The organism is Microbacterium sp. 2RAF4 (assembly GCF_052115285.1).
GTDB classification, from domain to species: domain Bacteria; phylum Actinomycetota; class Actinomycetes; order Actinomycetales; family Microbacteriaceae; genus Microbacterium; species Microbacterium oxydans.
In genome coordinates this window covers 605,926-619,843 of record NZ_JBFRGI010000002.1, presented here as the reverse complement: position 1 = coordinate 619,843, position 13,918 = coordinate 605,926, and the positions used below count along the sequence as shown (strand labels likewise).

Sequence of the window (13,918 nt, the reverse complement as noted above, 5' to 3'; positions counted from 1 at the left end):
GACGTCGGCGGTCACGATTAGGCTGAGTGCATGCCCCAGACCGTTCCGGCCCCTTTCCCGTGGGCGGATGTGTGGGGGCAGGACGCTGCCGTCGACACGCTCCGTGCTGCGGCAGCCGATCCGTCGGCGCTCTCGCACGCCTGGCTGATCACGGGGCCGCCCGGCTCCGGCCGTTCGACTCTGGCGTACGCCTTCGCGGCTGCACTGATCGCGGATCGACCTGACGACGAGACCGTCATGCGGCAGGTGCTCGCAGGCACTCATCCCGATGTCACCGCCTTGCGCACCGACAAGGTCATCATCACGATCGCCGAGGCTCGCGCTCTCGTCGAGCGCTCCTACTTCGCGCCGTCCGCCGGCCGCTATCGGGTCATCGTCGTCGAAGACGCCGACCGCATGGTCGAGCGCACCTCCAACGTGCTCCTGAAAGCGCTCGAAGAGCCTCCGGAGCAGACGGTGTGGATCCTGTGCGCGCCGAGCGAGGCCGATCTGCTGCCCACGATCCGATCGCGCGTGCGATCGCTGCGGTTGCGGGAGCCCGATGTCGCCGACGTGGCCAGGCTCATCAGCCTTCGCACGGGGGTGGATGAGGCCGTCGCCGAGCAGGCGGCACGGCATGCGCAGCGCCACATCGGCATGGCCCAGCGACTCGCCACCGACGATGCGGCCAGGCGTCGGCGCGAAGAGACGCTCCGCTCGGTCCTCGGCGTCAGAGGCGTGGGGGATGCGGTCGAGGTCGCCGGACGCATCATCCAGGCGGCCACGGAGGACGCGAAGGCTCTCACCGCCGAGCGCGACGCCCAGGAGCGCGCTTCGCTGCTGCGCACGATCGGCATCGCCGAGGGACAGGCGGTGCCGCCGGCGCTGCGGACACAGCTCGCGGCGCTCGAAGACGATCAGAAGAAGCGGGCCACGCGAAGCCTGCGCGACGGGATCGATCGTGTGCTCACCGACCTTCAGTCGCTGTACCGCGACGTCGTGATGCTGCAGTTCGGGCAGAGCGACGGGCTCATCAACAATGAGTTGCGCACCGAGCTGTCCGACCTCGCTTCCGCCTGGCCCGAGACCCGTACTCTTGTCGTACTTGACCACCTTGCCGAGACGCGGCAGTCGCTGGAGCGCAACGTCGCCCCGCTGCTCGCCCTGGAGAGCTTGCTCGTGACGATCACGAGCGGGAGGAAACCGTGAACAACCGATCGACTTCCCGCCTGCGCCGCGCCGCCGCGGTCATCGCAGGGCTCGCCGCCGCATCCGTCGCCCTCTCGGGATGTCTGTACGCGATGATTCCCGAGCAGTCGTCGCGGCCGTCGACGACGAGCACGCCGGACACCGAGGGGGTCGCCGAAGACCTGCTGCCCTTCTACTCGCAGGAACTGACCTGGACGGAGTGCGGTGTCGGCTTCGACTGCACCGACGTCACCGCTCCGCTCGACTGGGAAGACCCGGGCAAGGGCGAGATCACCCTCTCGGTCGTCCGACACCGCGCCGAGGGCACCCCGGTCGGCTCGTTGCTCACGAACCCGGGCGGTCCGGGTGCCAGTGGTGTCGACCTGGTCCTGAACAGCCTCGACTTCGCGGTCGGCGCCGACCTCATCGAGAACTTCGACGTGATCGGGTTCGACCCGCGCGGTGTCGGAGATTCCACCGCGGTCACCTGCTACGACGCACCGCAGATGGACGACTACCTCTACGGCATTCCCTCGGCAGCACGAGGCACGGCCGAGTGGGAGGCCGAGCTGCTCGACTCCCACAAGAAGTTCGCCGAGGCGTGCGACGCCAACAGCGGGGGGATCCTGCCGTACATCACCACGGTCAACGCCGCCAGGGACATGGATCTGATCCGCGCGGTGCTGGGCGACAAGCAGCTGAACTACCTCGGCTACTCCTACGGCACGTTCCTCGGTGCGACCTACGCGAAGCTGTACCCCGAGAAGGCCGGCCGTCTGGTGCTCGACGGCGCGATCGATCCCGCCGTCCCCGGGCTCGAGGTCGGCGCGACGCAGGCGCTCGGGTTCGAGTCCGCGCTGCGCGCCTACATGCAGGACTGCCTCGACTCGGGGGAGTGCCCGTTCAACGGCAGTGTGGATGAGGCGATGGCCGATCTGGGGGCGCTGCTGGCGAGCGTCGACAGCACCCCGCTGAAGAGTGGAGACGGCCGCATGCTGGGCGCGGACTCCCTGATGACCGCCATCATCGCCGCGCTCTACTCGCAGGACAGCTGGGGCTACCTCACGCAGGCACTCGATGAGGCACTGCAGGGCGACCCGACCTCGGCACTGTTCCTCGCAGACTTCTACAACGGGCGCGAGAACGGCACCTACACCGACAACTCCACCGAGGCCTTCCGGGCCTACAACTGCATGGACTACCCGGTCGAGGACGACCCGGCGGCGGAAGCGGCGACGAACGCGAAGATCGCCGAAGGCGCGCCCACGATCGCGCCCTACTGGGCGGGACCTGACTCCTGCGCGGTCTGGCCCTACCCGCCCACGGGCACGCGGGGTGAGATCAAGGCCGAAGGCGCGGGTCCCATCCTGGTGATCGGCACGACGAACGACCCGGCGACCCCTTACGAGTGGTCGGAGTCGCTCGCGAACCAGCTTGAGGAAGGTGTCCTCATCACACGTGTCGGCGAGGGGCACACCGGATACAACAAGGGCAACGCCTGCGTGGACGATGCTGTCGAGGCGTTCCTGCTCGACGATGTCGTACCGGAAGACGGGCTCCGCTGCGAATGAGGAGGCCTCGATTCGCGAGCGAGCGCGAGACAGGGTAATATCGGTGATCGCGCCGCTCACGCGTCGCACGCCGCTTTAGCTCAGTCGGTAGAGCATTTCACTCGTAATGAAAAGGTCGTCAGTTCGATTCTGACAAGCGGCTCCGAAGGCCCCGTGATGCGAAGAACATCACGGGGCCTTTCCCGTTCCTCACCGCGTACCCTCGAAGCATGAGCAGAGCGCTTCTCATCGTCGATGTGCAGAACGATTTCACCGAGGACGGCGCCCTTGCCGTAGCGGGCGGTGATGCGGTGGCCGCAGCCGTCACCGAATTCCTCGCCCTTCACGCGGCCGATTACGAGGTGATCATCGCGTCGAGGGATTGGCATGATGCCGATGGCGACAACGGCGGGCACTTCGCGGAGGACCCCGACTATGTCGACTCCTGGCCTGTGCACTGTGTCGCGGGGACCGATGGCGCCGAGTACGACCCGCTGTTCGAGACCGCTGCCGTCACGCACCATGTCCGCAAGGGCCAGGGGGAGCCGGCGTACTCGATGTTCGAGGGACAGACGGAGGCGGGGGAGACGGTCGGCGCGATACTGGCGCAAGCGGGCGCGCTGAGCGCCGACGTGGTGGGCCTCGCGACCGATCATTGCGTGCGGGCGAGCGCCCTCGACGCCATCGCTCACGGTGTGCGGGTCCGTATCCTCACCGACCTCGTCGCCGGCGTCGCGGTGGAGCCCAGCGAGGCGGCCCTCGCTGAACTCGTCCATGCGGGCGCGGAGCTGGTCGAGAGCGCCGACGCGTGAGCCGCAGCGTCTTGCTGCTGCGGGCCGTAAACGTCAGCGGCCGCAACAGCGTGCCGATGGCGCGCCTCCGCGAAGTGCTCGCGGCCGAAACCGACCTGTCGGATGTCTCCACATACATCGCGAGCGGCAACATCGTGTGCGCGACACCGGACGACCCCGACATCGCGTGTGCGGCGGTGCGGGTGGCCATCCACGACGAGTTCGGGGTCGACACGCCCGTCATCCATCGCACGCACGCGCAGCTGCTCTCCTCCGAGTCCGCGCAGCCGTTCCCGGAGGGGGATCTGAAGTTCGTGCACGCGATGTTCCTGGAGGGGGCACCCGCTGCAGGCGCGATCGAGGCGTTGCAGCACCGCCTGCTCCCGGCGGAGCGCATCGCGCTGATCGGGAACGATCTGTGGATCGACTACGGTGAGGGCGGCGTGCACTCGACCAAGCTCACGAAGGCGGCGCTGGACCGTGCATTGGGCGTCGCGGGGACGGCTCGAAATCTGCGTACGACGCGGAAGCTCATCGAGCTGACGGGGTGATGCTTCGCAGCTCCGTACTCAGCGCCATCGGCGGCGTGTGTGGGTGCGGCTGCACGTCGACGCGGTGCGTGCGGCAGCTCGCGCATCGCACGTAGAGCACGATGCCTTCGCTCGTCTGGTGCCGGGATTCCACCGACCAGGCGTGTTCGTGGCTATCGGTCGACGGGTGGATGCGAGGGGTCGGAAGCGTGTTCTGCGAGGTCATGCATCCAGCGTGATGTAATGGTCTTATGCATCTCAACCCTTACGGTGAGTACGCGGTCCGGCTCGCCGCTTCTCTCGCCAACGACTGGCCGGCCGACCGCGCCGGGATCGAGGAGCGCACACTCGCGCAGGGGATGACGATGACCTTCCCTCCGGCCCCTGACGACTATGAGCGGGTCAGGGACGTCATCGACGAATGGCTCGCGATCGTCGATGAGCCCGACCCCGATGCGCGAGCAGTTCTCCTCAACGCGCAACTCGCCGTCGCGGCCGCCTACCCCCGGTTGACGAACCACGACGGCGAGGGGTGGCATCTGCACTATCGGGACGATGTGCCTTCGCTGCCCTTCGTGCTCAGGGCGATCATCAGCCTCGGTACCTCGCTGCACCTGGTCACCCGCGGTATGGATCGCTTGAGCCGCTGCCAGGCCACGCCCTGCACCAACGTCGTCGCGGATGTGACGCGCAACGGGCGCCAACGCTTCTGCTCCGTGCGCTGCGCCAACCGTGCGGCGGTGCGCCGGCACCGGGCGCGGGCCTAGCCCTGTCGTCAGGCGGTCTGCCCGGCGTGCTTGCCTTCGCCGATCTCCTCGACCAGCTTCGCATTGAAGGCCGGGAGGTCGTCGGGGGTGCGGCTGGAGACGAGCCCCTCGTCGACCACGACCTCCTCGTCGACCCACGTCGCGCCTGCGTTGCGCAGGTCGGTGGTCAGACTCGGATAGCTGGTGAGCGTCCGCCCATCGACGACGCCCGCCTCGATGAGGATCCAAGCGCCGTGGCAGATCACGCCGACCGGCTTGTGCTGCTCGAAGAAGGCCCGTGCCAGTTCGATGGAGGGCTTGTCCATGCGCAGGTGGTCCGCATTGACGACGCCTCCGGGGAGGACCAGGGCATCGAACTGATCCGCGGTCGTCTCCGACGCGCGCAGATCCACGGCCTGCTCGTGCCCGTTCTTGCCGGTGATGGCTGCGCCGTCCGGGGCGATCATGGTCGCGCTCGCGCCCTCCGCCGTCACCGCTTCCCAGGGACTGGTGAGTTCGCTGTCCTCGAATCCGTCCGTTGCGAGGAATGCCACGCGGCTGCCGCTGAGGGTCATCGTTCATCCTTTCCTGGAGTGTCGTCCGCCGTTCGGGGACGACTCGACGATCTCTCAGGTCAGACGGAGGCGAAAGGGGGTGGCCGATGCGAAGAGCCGGTGGTACAGGGGAGGTCATCGGTCGGATACGACGACGCGCGGTGGGCCCCGTGGGGCTCGAACCCACGACCCGCGGATTAAAAGTCCGATGCTCTGCCAACTGAGCTAGAGGCCCCTCCCTCAAGTCTAGTGCGCACGACGAGGGGCCGTCGGCGACACAGCACCGCCGACGGCCCCTTTCCTTCCCGGGTTCCTCCCCCTGCCCCGAGAAGGGCGCGTGCCGGGTGTCCTCCCACCCGGCTGTCCCAGGCTCAGGAAGCCGGGGGCATCAGAACCGTGTCGATGAGGTACACGGTCGCGTTCGCGGTCTTGACTCCACCGCAGATCACCTTGGCGTCGTTGACCATCAGGTCGTCGCCGCTGCCCGTGACCTCGAGGTCAGCACCCTGGACCGTGGTGTGCATGCCATCGATGTCGGAAGGATCGATCTGGCCGGGGACCACGTGGTACGTCAGGATCGAGCTCAGCGTCGCGCTGTCGGTCTTGAGTCCCTCGATGGTGGCCGGGTCGATCTTCGCGAAAGCGTCATCCACCGGAGCGAAGACGGTGAACTCGCCGCCGTTCAGGGTGTCGACCAGGTCGACGTCGGGGTTGAGCTTTCCGCTGACCGCAGCGACCAGCGTGGTCAGCAGCGGGTTGTTGGAGGCGGCGACCGCCACCGGGTCCTCAGCCATACCGGCGACCGAGCCCGCGCCGTCCGGCACGGCGTCGGCGTATGCCGCGCAACCGGGGCCGACCAGGTTGGCGGCCGGGTCCATCTCCATCGGCGTCGACTCCGACGTCTCCGGTGCCTTCGGCTCGGACGACGAGTCCGAGGTGCTGCTGCCGCTGCCCATGGAACAGGCGGAGAGCAGGAACGCGCTCGCCAGGCCGAGGGTGATTGCCGCGGTGACCTTCTTCTTGGTGCTGAACATGTCGAGCTCCTTCAGAACTGAGCCACGGCCTCTCCGTGGCGTCGAGTGCTGTTCGGAGCCCCATCGGGATCGGATGGGACGAATCTGAGAAAACTTCGATCGGTGCTCCGATCCGTCACATTCAGGTGACGCCTGTGCGCGATAGGGCCTCTGATGGGGCATGCTGTGAGAGATGGTCATCGATGGTTTCGACGTTCCCGACGAAGGAGCGACGCAGGATGCTGTCGCCGACCTCCTCGTCCGCGTCGCGTCCGGTGATCAGGCTGCCTTCGCGACTCTCTACGACACCCTCTCCTCCCGCGTGTTCGGCCTCATCCTCCGTGTGCTGGTCAACCGCTCGCAGAGCGAAGAGGTGCTGCAAGAGGTTTTCCTGGAGATCTGGCAATCCGCTTCGCGCTTCGCTCCGAACAGAGGTCAAGGACGAGCGTGGATCATGACGATCGCTCATCGCCGGGCCGTCGATCGGGTGCGAGCATCGCAGTCGAGTGCCGACCGGGATGTACGGGCAGGATTCAAGGACATCGGCATCGCGCACGACAGTGTGGCGGAGCAGGTCGAATTGGGGATCGAGGGAGGGAAGGTCGTCGAGGCGCTTTCGGGGCTTCCGGAAGCGCAGCGGGAAGCACTCGTCCTCGCTTACTACGGCGGTTACAGTCAGAACGAGATCGCGGCCCTCGTCGGGGCGCCGCTGGGGACGATCAAGACACGGATGCGAGACGGGCTCAGCCGTCTGCGCACGGCGATGGGGGTGACGGCATGAACGAGAAGGACTTCGAGGAGCTCGCGGCAGGTGCCGCCCTGCATGCGCTCTCCGCTGACGACGAACGTCGCTATCGAGCCGCCCTCGCAGAGCACCCCGAGTGGGAGGAAACGGTGGATGCGGATATCGCGACGGCTGCACTCCTCTCAGACTCCGTGGAGCCCGTCACGCCCCCCGCGCACATCCGTTCCGCGCTGCTCGCCCAGATCGCCGGCATGCCCCAGGACGGGGACGTTCGAACCGATCCCGACGTCTCGGATGATGCGCCTCGGCTCGAGCCATCGAACGGGTCAGCGGCTGAGGGGCAGCCCGAACGCGACAAGCCGCGCCGTTGGACACGCACCATCTTCGCCCTGGCTGCATGCCTCGCTCTGCTGGTCGGAGTCGGCGTCGGCGCGATCGCCCTCAACCAGCAGCTGAACCCCCCGGCGAGCGTGGTCGCTCTGCAGGAGATCGAGGCGTCTGGAGACGCCCAGCAGGCGACGGTGGAACTCGACGGCGGCGGAACCGCGACCGCGCACTGGTCCGGCTCTGCGGGCAAGGCCGTCCTCGTGGCCGACGGTCTGCCGAGCGCCGGCGACGGCAAGACGTACGAGCTGTGGTTCGTGCGCGGGGACGCGCCGGTCTCCGCCGGTGTCTTCGATGTCGACGGTGGTGACGCCACGGCACTGCTCGCCGGCGACATGCAGGCGGGCGACGCGATCGCTGTGACGGTCGAGCAGGCCGGCGGATCACCCACAGGCCAGCCCACGACCGACCCCGTGATCGTCATCCCCACGGCCTGAGCTGCTCCGATCGCGCGTACCCTGGAGGGATGCCCGAGCAGCACCATCGCCCCGTGCGTCGTCCGACGAGTGCCTTCGACAACATCGTCGGCGCGCACGATCCCGCCGAAGAGACTCGTATCGCGCACGCCACGGCGTCCGCCCTCTTGACGCGCGTCCGTGCGGATGAGAGCGGTGCGAGTGCTGAACGCCTTGTGGCCTTCACTGCCGAACACGGCATCGACGAGATCGCCGAGCTCTGGTCGAAGGCGCCGTCGCGCACGCTGCCCGGCGCGCTGTGGCGGCTCTACGTCCTGCAGCTCGCGATCCATGGCGACCCGCATATGGCGGCCCTCCTGTACGACCGTGGGCGCGTGGAGCTGCCGTCGGCGGATGCGGTGATCGCCGGGGCGCCTGTGCCGGCGAGCCCTGACGAGTTGGTCGTGCTGATCGACACGATCCTGCGCGGAGCGTTCCGCGGTGACTTCGCCGTCGCGCTCGACCGCGCCGCGGCGTTCTGCCGGGTGCAGGCATCAGGTGCGACTCACACCGCGGACGACTACGAGCCGACCGAGCCGGCTCGGGCCAGCGAGCTGACCACCCGGGCTCTTCGCCTCAGCAGCTACGGGCAGGATCTGGCGGCCGCTGCCGTGCTGTGGCGCACGGACGCTCTCGCCTGAGCCGATCTCAGCACGCAGGATGCTCAGGAGCTGAGGAACCCGGGCAGGAAAAGACCGGCCCGGATATGAAAAGACCGGGCCGCAAGAACGCCTCTCGGCGGAAGGCCGCTCGCAGCGGCAAAAATTGGAGCCCGGGGTTATGCGGCCCGGCCATTCAATTGTAACGCGATGAGGCGGTGGGTATTCCCGCCCTCTAGGCTCGGATCATGACCGGGCGCTTCGCACTCATGATCGATCCCGTGGCTGCCGACGTGCAGCGCTCCGACTTCGCGGACACGTTCACGCAGGTGGACGCCGCTGCGCCAGCGCTCAGCGTCGGGGAGCTGAGCACGCAGCGCGGTGACGGCGTTTTCGAATCCATCGGCGTGATCGATGGACATGCCCAGGAGGTGGTTCCGCACCTGGAGCGTCTCGCGCACTCCGCTCGGCTGTGCGACCTCCCGGTGCCGAATCTCGCGCAGTGGCGACAGGCGATCGATCATGCGGCGTCACAGCTCGGGGCGGGCGAGTCCGTCATCAAGCTCATCCTCAGCCGAGGAGTCGAGCACGGACCCACTCCCACCGCGTGGGTGACCGCTGCGCCGGCCGCCGACTTCACCGCCGTGCGGGAGAACGGGGTGCGGGTGATCACTCTCGACCGTGGGTACGACCTGGACGTGGCAGAGCGGGCTCCCTGGCTGCTGCTGGGAGCGAAGACGCTGTCGTACGCCGTGAACATGGCAGCTCTCCGTGAGGCACATCGACGGGGAGCGGACGATGCGATCTTCCTCTCGAGCGACGGCTTCGTGCTCGAGGCTCCGACCGCCTCGCTGATCCTCCGGTTCGGAGACCGCTTCCTGACACCGGCTCCGACCGGCGGCATCCTGCACGGGACGACACAGCTCAGCGTGTATGAACATCTCGCCGCTCAGGGCTTCGAGACCGGCTACGACCGCATCCCCGCGGAGGACCTCACACGGGCTGATGCTGCCTGGCTCGTGTCGAGCGTGCGCCTCGCGACGGCCATCACATCCGTCGACGGCACGCCTCTCCCGGTCGACCGCACCCTCACGTCCGCCCTGAACCGCTACCTCCTCTCCCCTCGCACCTGACCCCTCCGTCCCACTCTCCCTCCCCACCCCCCCTACGCTCCCTCCCGCCTCCCTCCTCCTCCTCTTCCTCCGCTCCCTCCACCTGCGCTGCCTCCGCTCTTCCACCTGCCAAAACGGAGAGCATCCGGCAGCGGGATGGCGTGTCGAGGTGAGACGCGCCATCACTTTCGTAACTGGTCTCCGTTTTGGGGGAAGAGACGGGGGCGGAAGAGACGGGGGCGGGGTGATGGCATCACACCGCCGGCGCGAGGTGAGCCCTGCGTGCGAGGGCGCCGCGGATCGCGGCCTCGACGAGATGCCACTCGTCGACGATCAGCTCGTAGGTGAAGCGCAGAGTCGTATACCCGGCAGCGGCGGCCGCGGCGTCACGCCGTAGGTCCTTGCTCCGCTCCTTCTCCCTGGCATGGTTCTCCCGACCATCGGCTTCGACGATGAGGAAGTCGCCGATGACGAGGTCGACCTCCCCGACACCGGAGACGTGCACCTGGGTCCGGACCGAGATCCCGATCCGGTGCAGCCGAAGCCGGATGAGTGACTCGAGTCCGCTGTCGGCATCCGCACGAGCGAAGGCGACGAGCCACCGCATCGACGTCGGAAGATGGCGGCGAAGCCAGATCAGCCCAGCGGGGGAGAGCAGTGACTGTCGCAAAGCTGACTCGAGCGCGGCGAAGAACGTGTCCTCGCCACAGCACCTCGCGATCTGAAGGAGCGCGTTCCGCACCGGCGCAGCCTCTCCGACGCGAACGAGGCCCTCATCCCAGTGCAGCACACAGGCGTCGCACGTCGAGCGGGGCGTTCCCGCAGCTCCCATCCAGACGTGATTCTTCGACGGAAGCCCGAGCACCCACAGCCCATGCGCCGATGCCGCGCGGGCACATCCGATCGTCCCTCCGTGAGAAGCCGCATGGATCCAGGCCTCCGCCGTGTCGGGCAGTGCATAGACGCCCTGACGCGGTCGCCGCACCTCGCCGGATCGCACCGCGCGCGAGAGCTCATCGCGGCTCACACCCCTCCGGCGAAGCTCCGATGTCCGTGCCATCCGCCCGAGCACACCCAGCACGGAAGCGGCGCGCACGAAGGACATCGCTCGATACTGCCCTGAGCACGCCGTCGGTCGAGGCCGAAACCGCACGAGCTATGGACAACTCCCTGCATTGCGCGCCGGTGCAGGGGGAGTGCACCTCGTTCGGGTAGGCCGAAACCCAGACCATCGGACGATGCGACGGCGAGTCAACAGCTGACACGCCGGCAACGACTCACCTGGTCTGGGTTTTGGGGGAGGCAGCAGCAGGGGGAGGCAGCAGCAGGGGGAGGCAGCAGCAGGGGGGGAGCAGCAGCAGGGGGAGGCCGCAGGCTCAACCGAAGCGGCCGGAGACGTAGTCCTCGGTGGCCTGTACGGACGGAGTGGTGAAGATGCTCGTGGTGTCGTCGTATTCGATGAGCTTGCCGGGCTTCCCGGTGCCGGCGATGTTGAAGAACGCCGTCTTGTCGGAGACTCGGGATGCCTGCTGCATGTTGTGCGTCACGATCACGATGGTGAACTCGTTCTTGAGCTCGCCGATCAGCTCCTCGATGGCGTATGTCGAGATCGGGTCGAGCGCGGAGCAGGGCTCGTCCATGAGAAGCACCTGCGGCGACACGGCGATCGCGCGGGCGATGCACAGACGCTGCTGCTGACCTCCGGACAGGCCGGAGCCGGGCTTGTCGAGGCGGTCCTTGACCTCGTTCCACAGGTTCGCACCCGTGAGCGACTTCTCGACGAGGGCGTCCTGGTCGCTCTTCGACATGCGGCTGTTGTTGAGCTTCACACCGGCGAGCACGTTCTCCTTGATCGACATCGTGGGGAACGGGTTGGGGCGTTGGAAGACCATGCCCACCTGCCGACGCACCAGCACCGGGTCGATGCCGGGGCCGTAGAGGTCCTTGCCGTCGAGCAGCACCTCTCCCTCGACGCGGGCGCCGGGGATGACCTCGTGCATGCGGTTGAGCGTGCGCAGGAAGGTGGACTTGCCGCAGCCGGAGGGGCCGATGAACGCGGTGACGCTGCGCGGCTGGATGTCGAGGGAGACGCCTTCCACGGCGAGGAAGTCGCTGTAGTAGACGTTCAGGTCGTTGACTTCGATGCTCTTGGACACTGCAGTTCCTTGCTTTTCGGGTCGAGGCTCAGCGGCCGGTCTTGGGGGCGAAGATCTTCGCGACCAGCCGCGCGATCAGGTTGAGCAGCATGACGATGATGATGAGCGTCAGGGCGGCGGCCCATGCTCGTTCCACGTATGCCTCAGCGGGAATGCCCTGGTACGCGTACTGCGAGTACGTGAATACCGGGAGGGTCTGCATGCGACCGCTGAACAGGTTGTAGTTCATGGCGTCGGTGAATCCGGCAGTCAGCAGCAGCGGCGCGGTCTCGCCGATCACGCGGGAGATGGCGAGCATCACACCCGTCGTGATGCCGGCGATCGATGTCGGCAGGACCACCTTGACGATCGTGAGCCACTTCGGCACCCCGAGCGCGTACGACGCCTCGCGCAATTCGTTCGGCACCAGCCGCAGCATCTCCTCGGTGGAGCGCACGACGACCGGGATCATGAGCACGGCCAGGGCGACCGAGCCCGCGATACCCATGCGCACACCGGGCCCGAAGATCAGCGCGAACACCGCGTAGGCGAAGAGACCCGCGACGATCGAGGGGATACCCGTCATGACGTCGACGAGGAACGTGATGGTGCGTGCCATCCGTCCGCCCTTGCCGTACTCGACCAGATAGACGGCCGTCATGAGGCCGATGGGGATCGAGATGATCGCAGCGGCCAGCGTGACGAGCAGCGTGCCGATCACCGCGTGGAGCGCGCCGCCTCCCTCGCCGAGCACACCGCGCATCGACGAGGAGAAGAAGAGTCCGTCGAAGCGGGCGACGCCGTTGGCGACCACGGTGATCGCCACCGACACCAGCGGCACCATGGCGATCGCGAACGCCGAGGTGACGATTCCGGTGATCAGACGGTCGAGCGCCTTCCTGGAGCCCTCGACGATGCGTGACATCACGTAGATGAGCACGAGGTAGATCACGGCGCCGAGCACGACGGAGCCGGCGATGTTGAGGTCGGATCCGCTGGCGACGGCTTCGAGGGCGAACGGTGTGAATCCGACCAGGAGCGAGAGGGCGAGCAGGGCCCACGGCGCCCAGCGGGGGAGGTGTCCCGAGCTGAGCGAGAGCTGGGAGGGGGCCGCGCTGGCTGTGCGAGCGGACTCGGGGGCGGTAACGGTCATGTCAGTTCGCTCCCGAGAATTCCTTGCGGCGGTTCACGAACCAGCGTGCGAGAGCGTTCACCGCGAACGTCACGACGAACAGGATCAGACCGGTCGCGATGAGGATGTTGATGTTGACCTGGTAAGCCTCCGGGAACGTCAGCGCGATGTTGGCGGCGATCGTGGAGGGGTTCGTGGAGGTGAGCAGTTCGAACGTGACGGCCTTGCTCACCGAGAGCACCATCGCGACGGCCATGGTCTCACCGAGCGCGCGGCCGAGTCCGAGCATCGAGGCGGACACGATTCCGGAGCGGCCGAAGGGGAGGACCGCCATCCGCACCATCTCCCAGCGGGTGGCTCCCAGGGCGAGGGCGGCCTCCTCGTGGAGACGAGGGGTCTGCAGGAAGATCTCGCGGCAGATGGCCGTGATGATCGGGACGACCATGACCGCGAGCACCATGGCGGCGGTGAGGATGGTGCGGCCCGTGGGCGAGACCACACCGTCGAAGAAGGGGATCCAGGAGGCGTTCGTGTTCAACCAGACGTAGATGGGCTGAACCGCGGGCGCGAGGACCAGGATTCCCCAGAGGCCGAACACGACCGAGGGGACGGCGGCCAGCAGATCGACCACGTAGCCGAGGCCCTGGGCGAGGCGACGCGGGGCATAGTGCGTGATGAAGAGCGCGACCCCCAGCGAGAGGGGGACCGCCAGCAGAAGGGCGAGGAAAGCGGCCCACACGGTCCCGAACAGGAGCGGGCCGACGTAGTCCCAGAAGTTGGTCTTGAGGAGCGAGGCGTCTTCAGCGGTCGCGGTGAAGGCGGGGATCGACTGAACGATGAGGAAGATCGCGACCGCGGCCAGCGTGATCATGATCATGGATCCGGCGGCGACCGCCGTTCCGGAGAACCAGAGGTCACCGGCGCGCTTCTTCGCGACGATGCGCGTCGACGCCGGCGAGGTCGTGGCTGTCATGGGAGCTGCTTCCTGCTCAGTGGAGATCGGGT

General features: G+C 67.4%; 15 protein-coding genes and 2 tRNA genes. 10 read left to right on the top strand and 7 right to left on the bottom strand.

Annotation, left to right across the window (positions count from 1 at the left end):
* Nucleotides 1–30 precede the first annotated feature (30 nt).
* The 6 genes from AB4070_RS07315 (at nt 31) to AB4070_RS07290 (ending at nt 4,805) form a co-directional block, all read left to right on the top strand.
* Nucleotides 31–1,188 (top strand): DNA polymerase III subunit delta', encoded by a 1,158-nt coding sequence (locus AB4070_RS07315; protein WP_441979523.1) that lies wholly within the window; start codon nt 31–33, stop codon nt 1,186–1,188.
* Nucleotides 1,185–2,738, top strand: coding sequence for an alpha/beta hydrolase (locus AB4070_RS07310; RefSeq protein ID WP_441979522.1), 1,554 nt, complete (start codon nt 1,185–1,187; stop codon nt 2,736–2,738). Before AB4070_RS07315 ends, AB4070_RS07310 begins: the two co-directional genes overlap by 4 nt.
* A gap of 69 nt (nt 2,739–2,807) precedes the next feature.
* Nucleotides 2,808–2,880: transfer RNA gene (locus tag AB4070_RS07305), tRNA-Thr, on the top strand.
* A 67-nt stretch (nt 2,881–2,947) separates the two neighbouring features.
* On the top strand, nt 2,948–3,529 hold the full coding sequence (locus tag AB4070_RS07300; protein WP_282847347.1) for an isochorismatase family protein: 582 nt from the start codon (nt 2,948–2,950) through the stop codon (nt 3,527–3,529).
* Nucleotides 3,526–4,059, top strand: coding sequence for a DUF1697 domain-containing protein (locus AB4070_RS07295; RefSeq protein ID WP_441979521.1), 534 nt, complete (start codon nt 3,526–3,528; stop codon nt 4,057–4,059). The genes AB4070_RS07300 and AB4070_RS07295 overlap by 4 nt, the downstream gene beginning before the upstream one ends.
* A 230-nt stretch (nt 4,060–4,289) precedes the next feature.
* A complete protein-coding gene (locus AB4070_RS07290; protein WP_441979520.1) occupies nt 4,290–4,805 on the top strand; it encodes a CGNR zinc finger domain-containing protein in 516 nt (171 codons plus the stop codon).
* A gap of 8 nt (nt 4,806–4,813) precedes the next feature.
* Here the strand turns inward: AB4070_RS07290 and AB4070_RS07285 are convergent, their stop codons facing one another.
* From AB4070_RS07285 to AB4070_RS07275, 3 genes are all read right to left on the bottom strand, one after another.
* A complete protein-coding gene (locus AB4070_RS07285) occupies nt 4,814–5,359 on the bottom strand; it encodes a type 1 glutamine amidotransferase domain-containing protein (RefSeq protein WP_441979519.1) in 546 nt (181 codons plus the stop codon).
* A gap of 141 nt (nt 5,360–5,500) precedes the next feature.
* A tRNA-Lys gene (locus tag AB4070_RS07280) sits at nt 5,501–5,573 on the bottom strand.
* A gap of 136 nt (nt 5,574–5,709) precedes the next feature.
* Nucleotides 5,710–6,372 carry a fasciclin domain-containing protein gene (locus AB4070_RS07275; RefSeq protein ID WP_441979518.1) on the bottom strand — a complete coding sequence of 221 codons (663 nt, stop codon included), beginning with the start codon at nt 6,370–6,372 and terminating at the stop codon, nt 5,710–5,712.
* Nucleotides 6,373–6,544: 172 nt separating this feature from the next.
* On the opposite strand from AB4070_RS07275, the gene sigK reads away from it, so the two are divergent.
* The 4 genes from sigK (at nt 6,545) to AB4070_RS07255 (ending at nt 9,667) form a co-directional block, all read left to right on the top strand.
* A complete protein-coding gene (gene sigK, locus AB4070_RS07270; RefSeq protein WP_045262427.1) occupies nt 6,545–7,132 on the top strand; it encodes an ECF RNA polymerase sigma factor SigK in 588 nt (195 codons plus the stop codon).
* The gene (locus AB4070_RS07265; RefSeq protein WP_441979517.1) at nt 7,129–7,917 is read left to right on the top strand and encodes an anti-sigma factor; all 789 of its coding nucleotides are present in this window, start codon (nt 7,129–7,131) and stop codon (nt 7,915–7,917) included. The genes sigK and AB4070_RS07265 overlap by 4 nt, the downstream gene beginning before the upstream one ends.
* 29 nt (nt 7,918–7,946) lie before the next feature.
* Nucleotides 7,947–8,576: a DNA-directed RNA polymerase subunit beta gene (locus AB4070_RS07260; RefSeq protein ID WP_441979516.1), complete on the top strand. Its 630-nt coding sequence runs from the start codon at nt 7,947–7,949 to the stop codon at nt 8,574–8,576.
* Nucleotides 8,577–8,782: 206 nt separating this feature from the next.
* Nucleotides 8,783–9,667: an aminodeoxychorismate lyase gene (locus AB4070_RS07255; RefSeq protein ID WP_441979515.1), complete on the top strand. Its 885-nt coding sequence runs from the start codon at nt 8,783–8,785 to the stop codon at nt 9,665–9,667.
* Nucleotides 9,668–9,899: 232 nt separating this feature from the next.
* Here AB4070_RS07255 and AB4070_RS07250 read toward each other — a convergent pair whose 3' ends face one another.
* From AB4070_RS07250 to pstC, 4 genes are all read right to left on the bottom strand, one after another.
* Nucleotides 9,900–10,751 (bottom strand): type IV toxin-antitoxin system AbiEi family antitoxin domain-containing protein, encoded by an 852-nt coding sequence (locus AB4070_RS07250; RefSeq protein ID WP_441979514.1) that lies wholly within the window; start codon nt 10,749–10,751, stop codon nt 9,900–9,902.
* A 271-nt stretch (nt 10,752–11,022) separates the two neighbouring features.
* A complete protein-coding gene (gene pstB / locus AB4070_RS07245; RefSeq protein ID WP_028503355.1) occupies nt 11,023–11,802 on the bottom strand; it encodes a phosphate ABC transporter ATP-binding protein PstB in 780 nt (259 codons plus the stop codon).
* 28 nt (nt 11,803–11,830) lie between these two features.
* Nucleotides 11,831–12,934 carry a phosphate ABC transporter permease PstA gene (gene pstA / locus AB4070_RS07240; RefSeq protein ID WP_441979513.1) on the bottom strand — a complete coding sequence of 368 codons (1,104 nt, stop codon included), beginning with the start codon at nt 12,932–12,934 and terminating at the stop codon, nt 11,831–11,833.
* A 1-nt stretch (nt 12,935) separates the two neighbouring features.
* Nucleotides 12,936–13,886 carry a phosphate ABC transporter permease subunit PstC gene (gene pstC, locus AB4070_RS07235; protein WP_021199103.1) on the bottom strand — a complete coding sequence of 317 codons (951 nt, stop codon included), beginning with the start codon at nt 13,884–13,886 and terminating at the stop codon, nt 12,936–12,938.
* Nucleotides 13,887–13,918: the final 32 nt, after the last annotated feature.

What these genes read in the sequence shown, in the direction of transcription:
- AB4070_RS07315 (WP_441979523.1), top strand. Translation starts at nt 31, where the DNA reads ATGCCCCAGACCGTTCCGGCCCCTTTCCCGTGGGCGGATGTGTGGGGG.
- AB4070_RS07300 (WP_282847347.1), top strand. Translation starts at nt 2,948, where the DNA reads ATGAGCAGAGCGCTTCTCATCGTCGATGTGCAGAACGATTTCACCGAG.
- AB4070_RS07290 (WP_441979520.1), top strand. Translation starts at nt 4,290, where the DNA reads ATGCATCTCAACCCTTACGGTGAGTACGCGGTCCGGCTCGCCGCTTCT.
- AB4070_RS07285 (WP_441979519.1), bottom strand. Translation starts at nt 5,359, where the DNA reads ATGACCCTCAGCGGCAGCCGCGTGGCATTCCTCGCAACGGACGGATTC.
- AB4070_RS07275 (WP_441979518.1), bottom strand. Translation starts at nt 6,372, where the DNA reads ATGTTCAGCACCAAGAAGAAGGTCACCGCGGCAATCACCCTCGGCCTG.
- sigK (WP_045262427.1), top strand. Translation starts at nt 6,545, where the DNA reads ATGGTCATCGATGGTTTCGACGTTCCCGACGAAGGAGCGACGCAGGAT.
- AB4070_RS07265 (WP_441979517.1), top strand. Translation starts at nt 7,129, where the DNA reads ATGAACGAGAAGGACTTCGAGGAGCTCGCGGCAGGTGCCGCCCTGCAT.
- AB4070_RS07260 (WP_441979516.1), top strand. Translation starts at nt 7,947, where the DNA reads ATGCCCGAGCAGCACCATCGCCCCGTGCGTCGTCCGACGAGTGCCTTC.
- AB4070_RS07255 (WP_441979515.1), top strand. Translation starts at nt 8,783, where the DNA reads ATGACCGGGCGCTTCGCACTCATGATCGATCCCGTGGCTGCCGACGTG.
- AB4070_RS07250 (WP_441979514.1), bottom strand. Translation starts at nt 10,751, where the DNA reads ATGTCCTTCGTGCGCGCCGCTTCCGTGCTGGGTGTGCTCGGGCGGATG.
- pstA (WP_441979513.1), bottom strand. Translation starts at nt 12,934, where the DNA reads ATGACCGTTACCGCCCCCGAGTCCGCTCGCACAGCCAGCGCGGCCCCC.
- pstC (WP_021199103.1), bottom strand. Translation starts at nt 13,886, where the DNA reads ATGACAGCCACGACCTCGCCGGCGTCGACGCGCATCGTCGCGAAGAAG.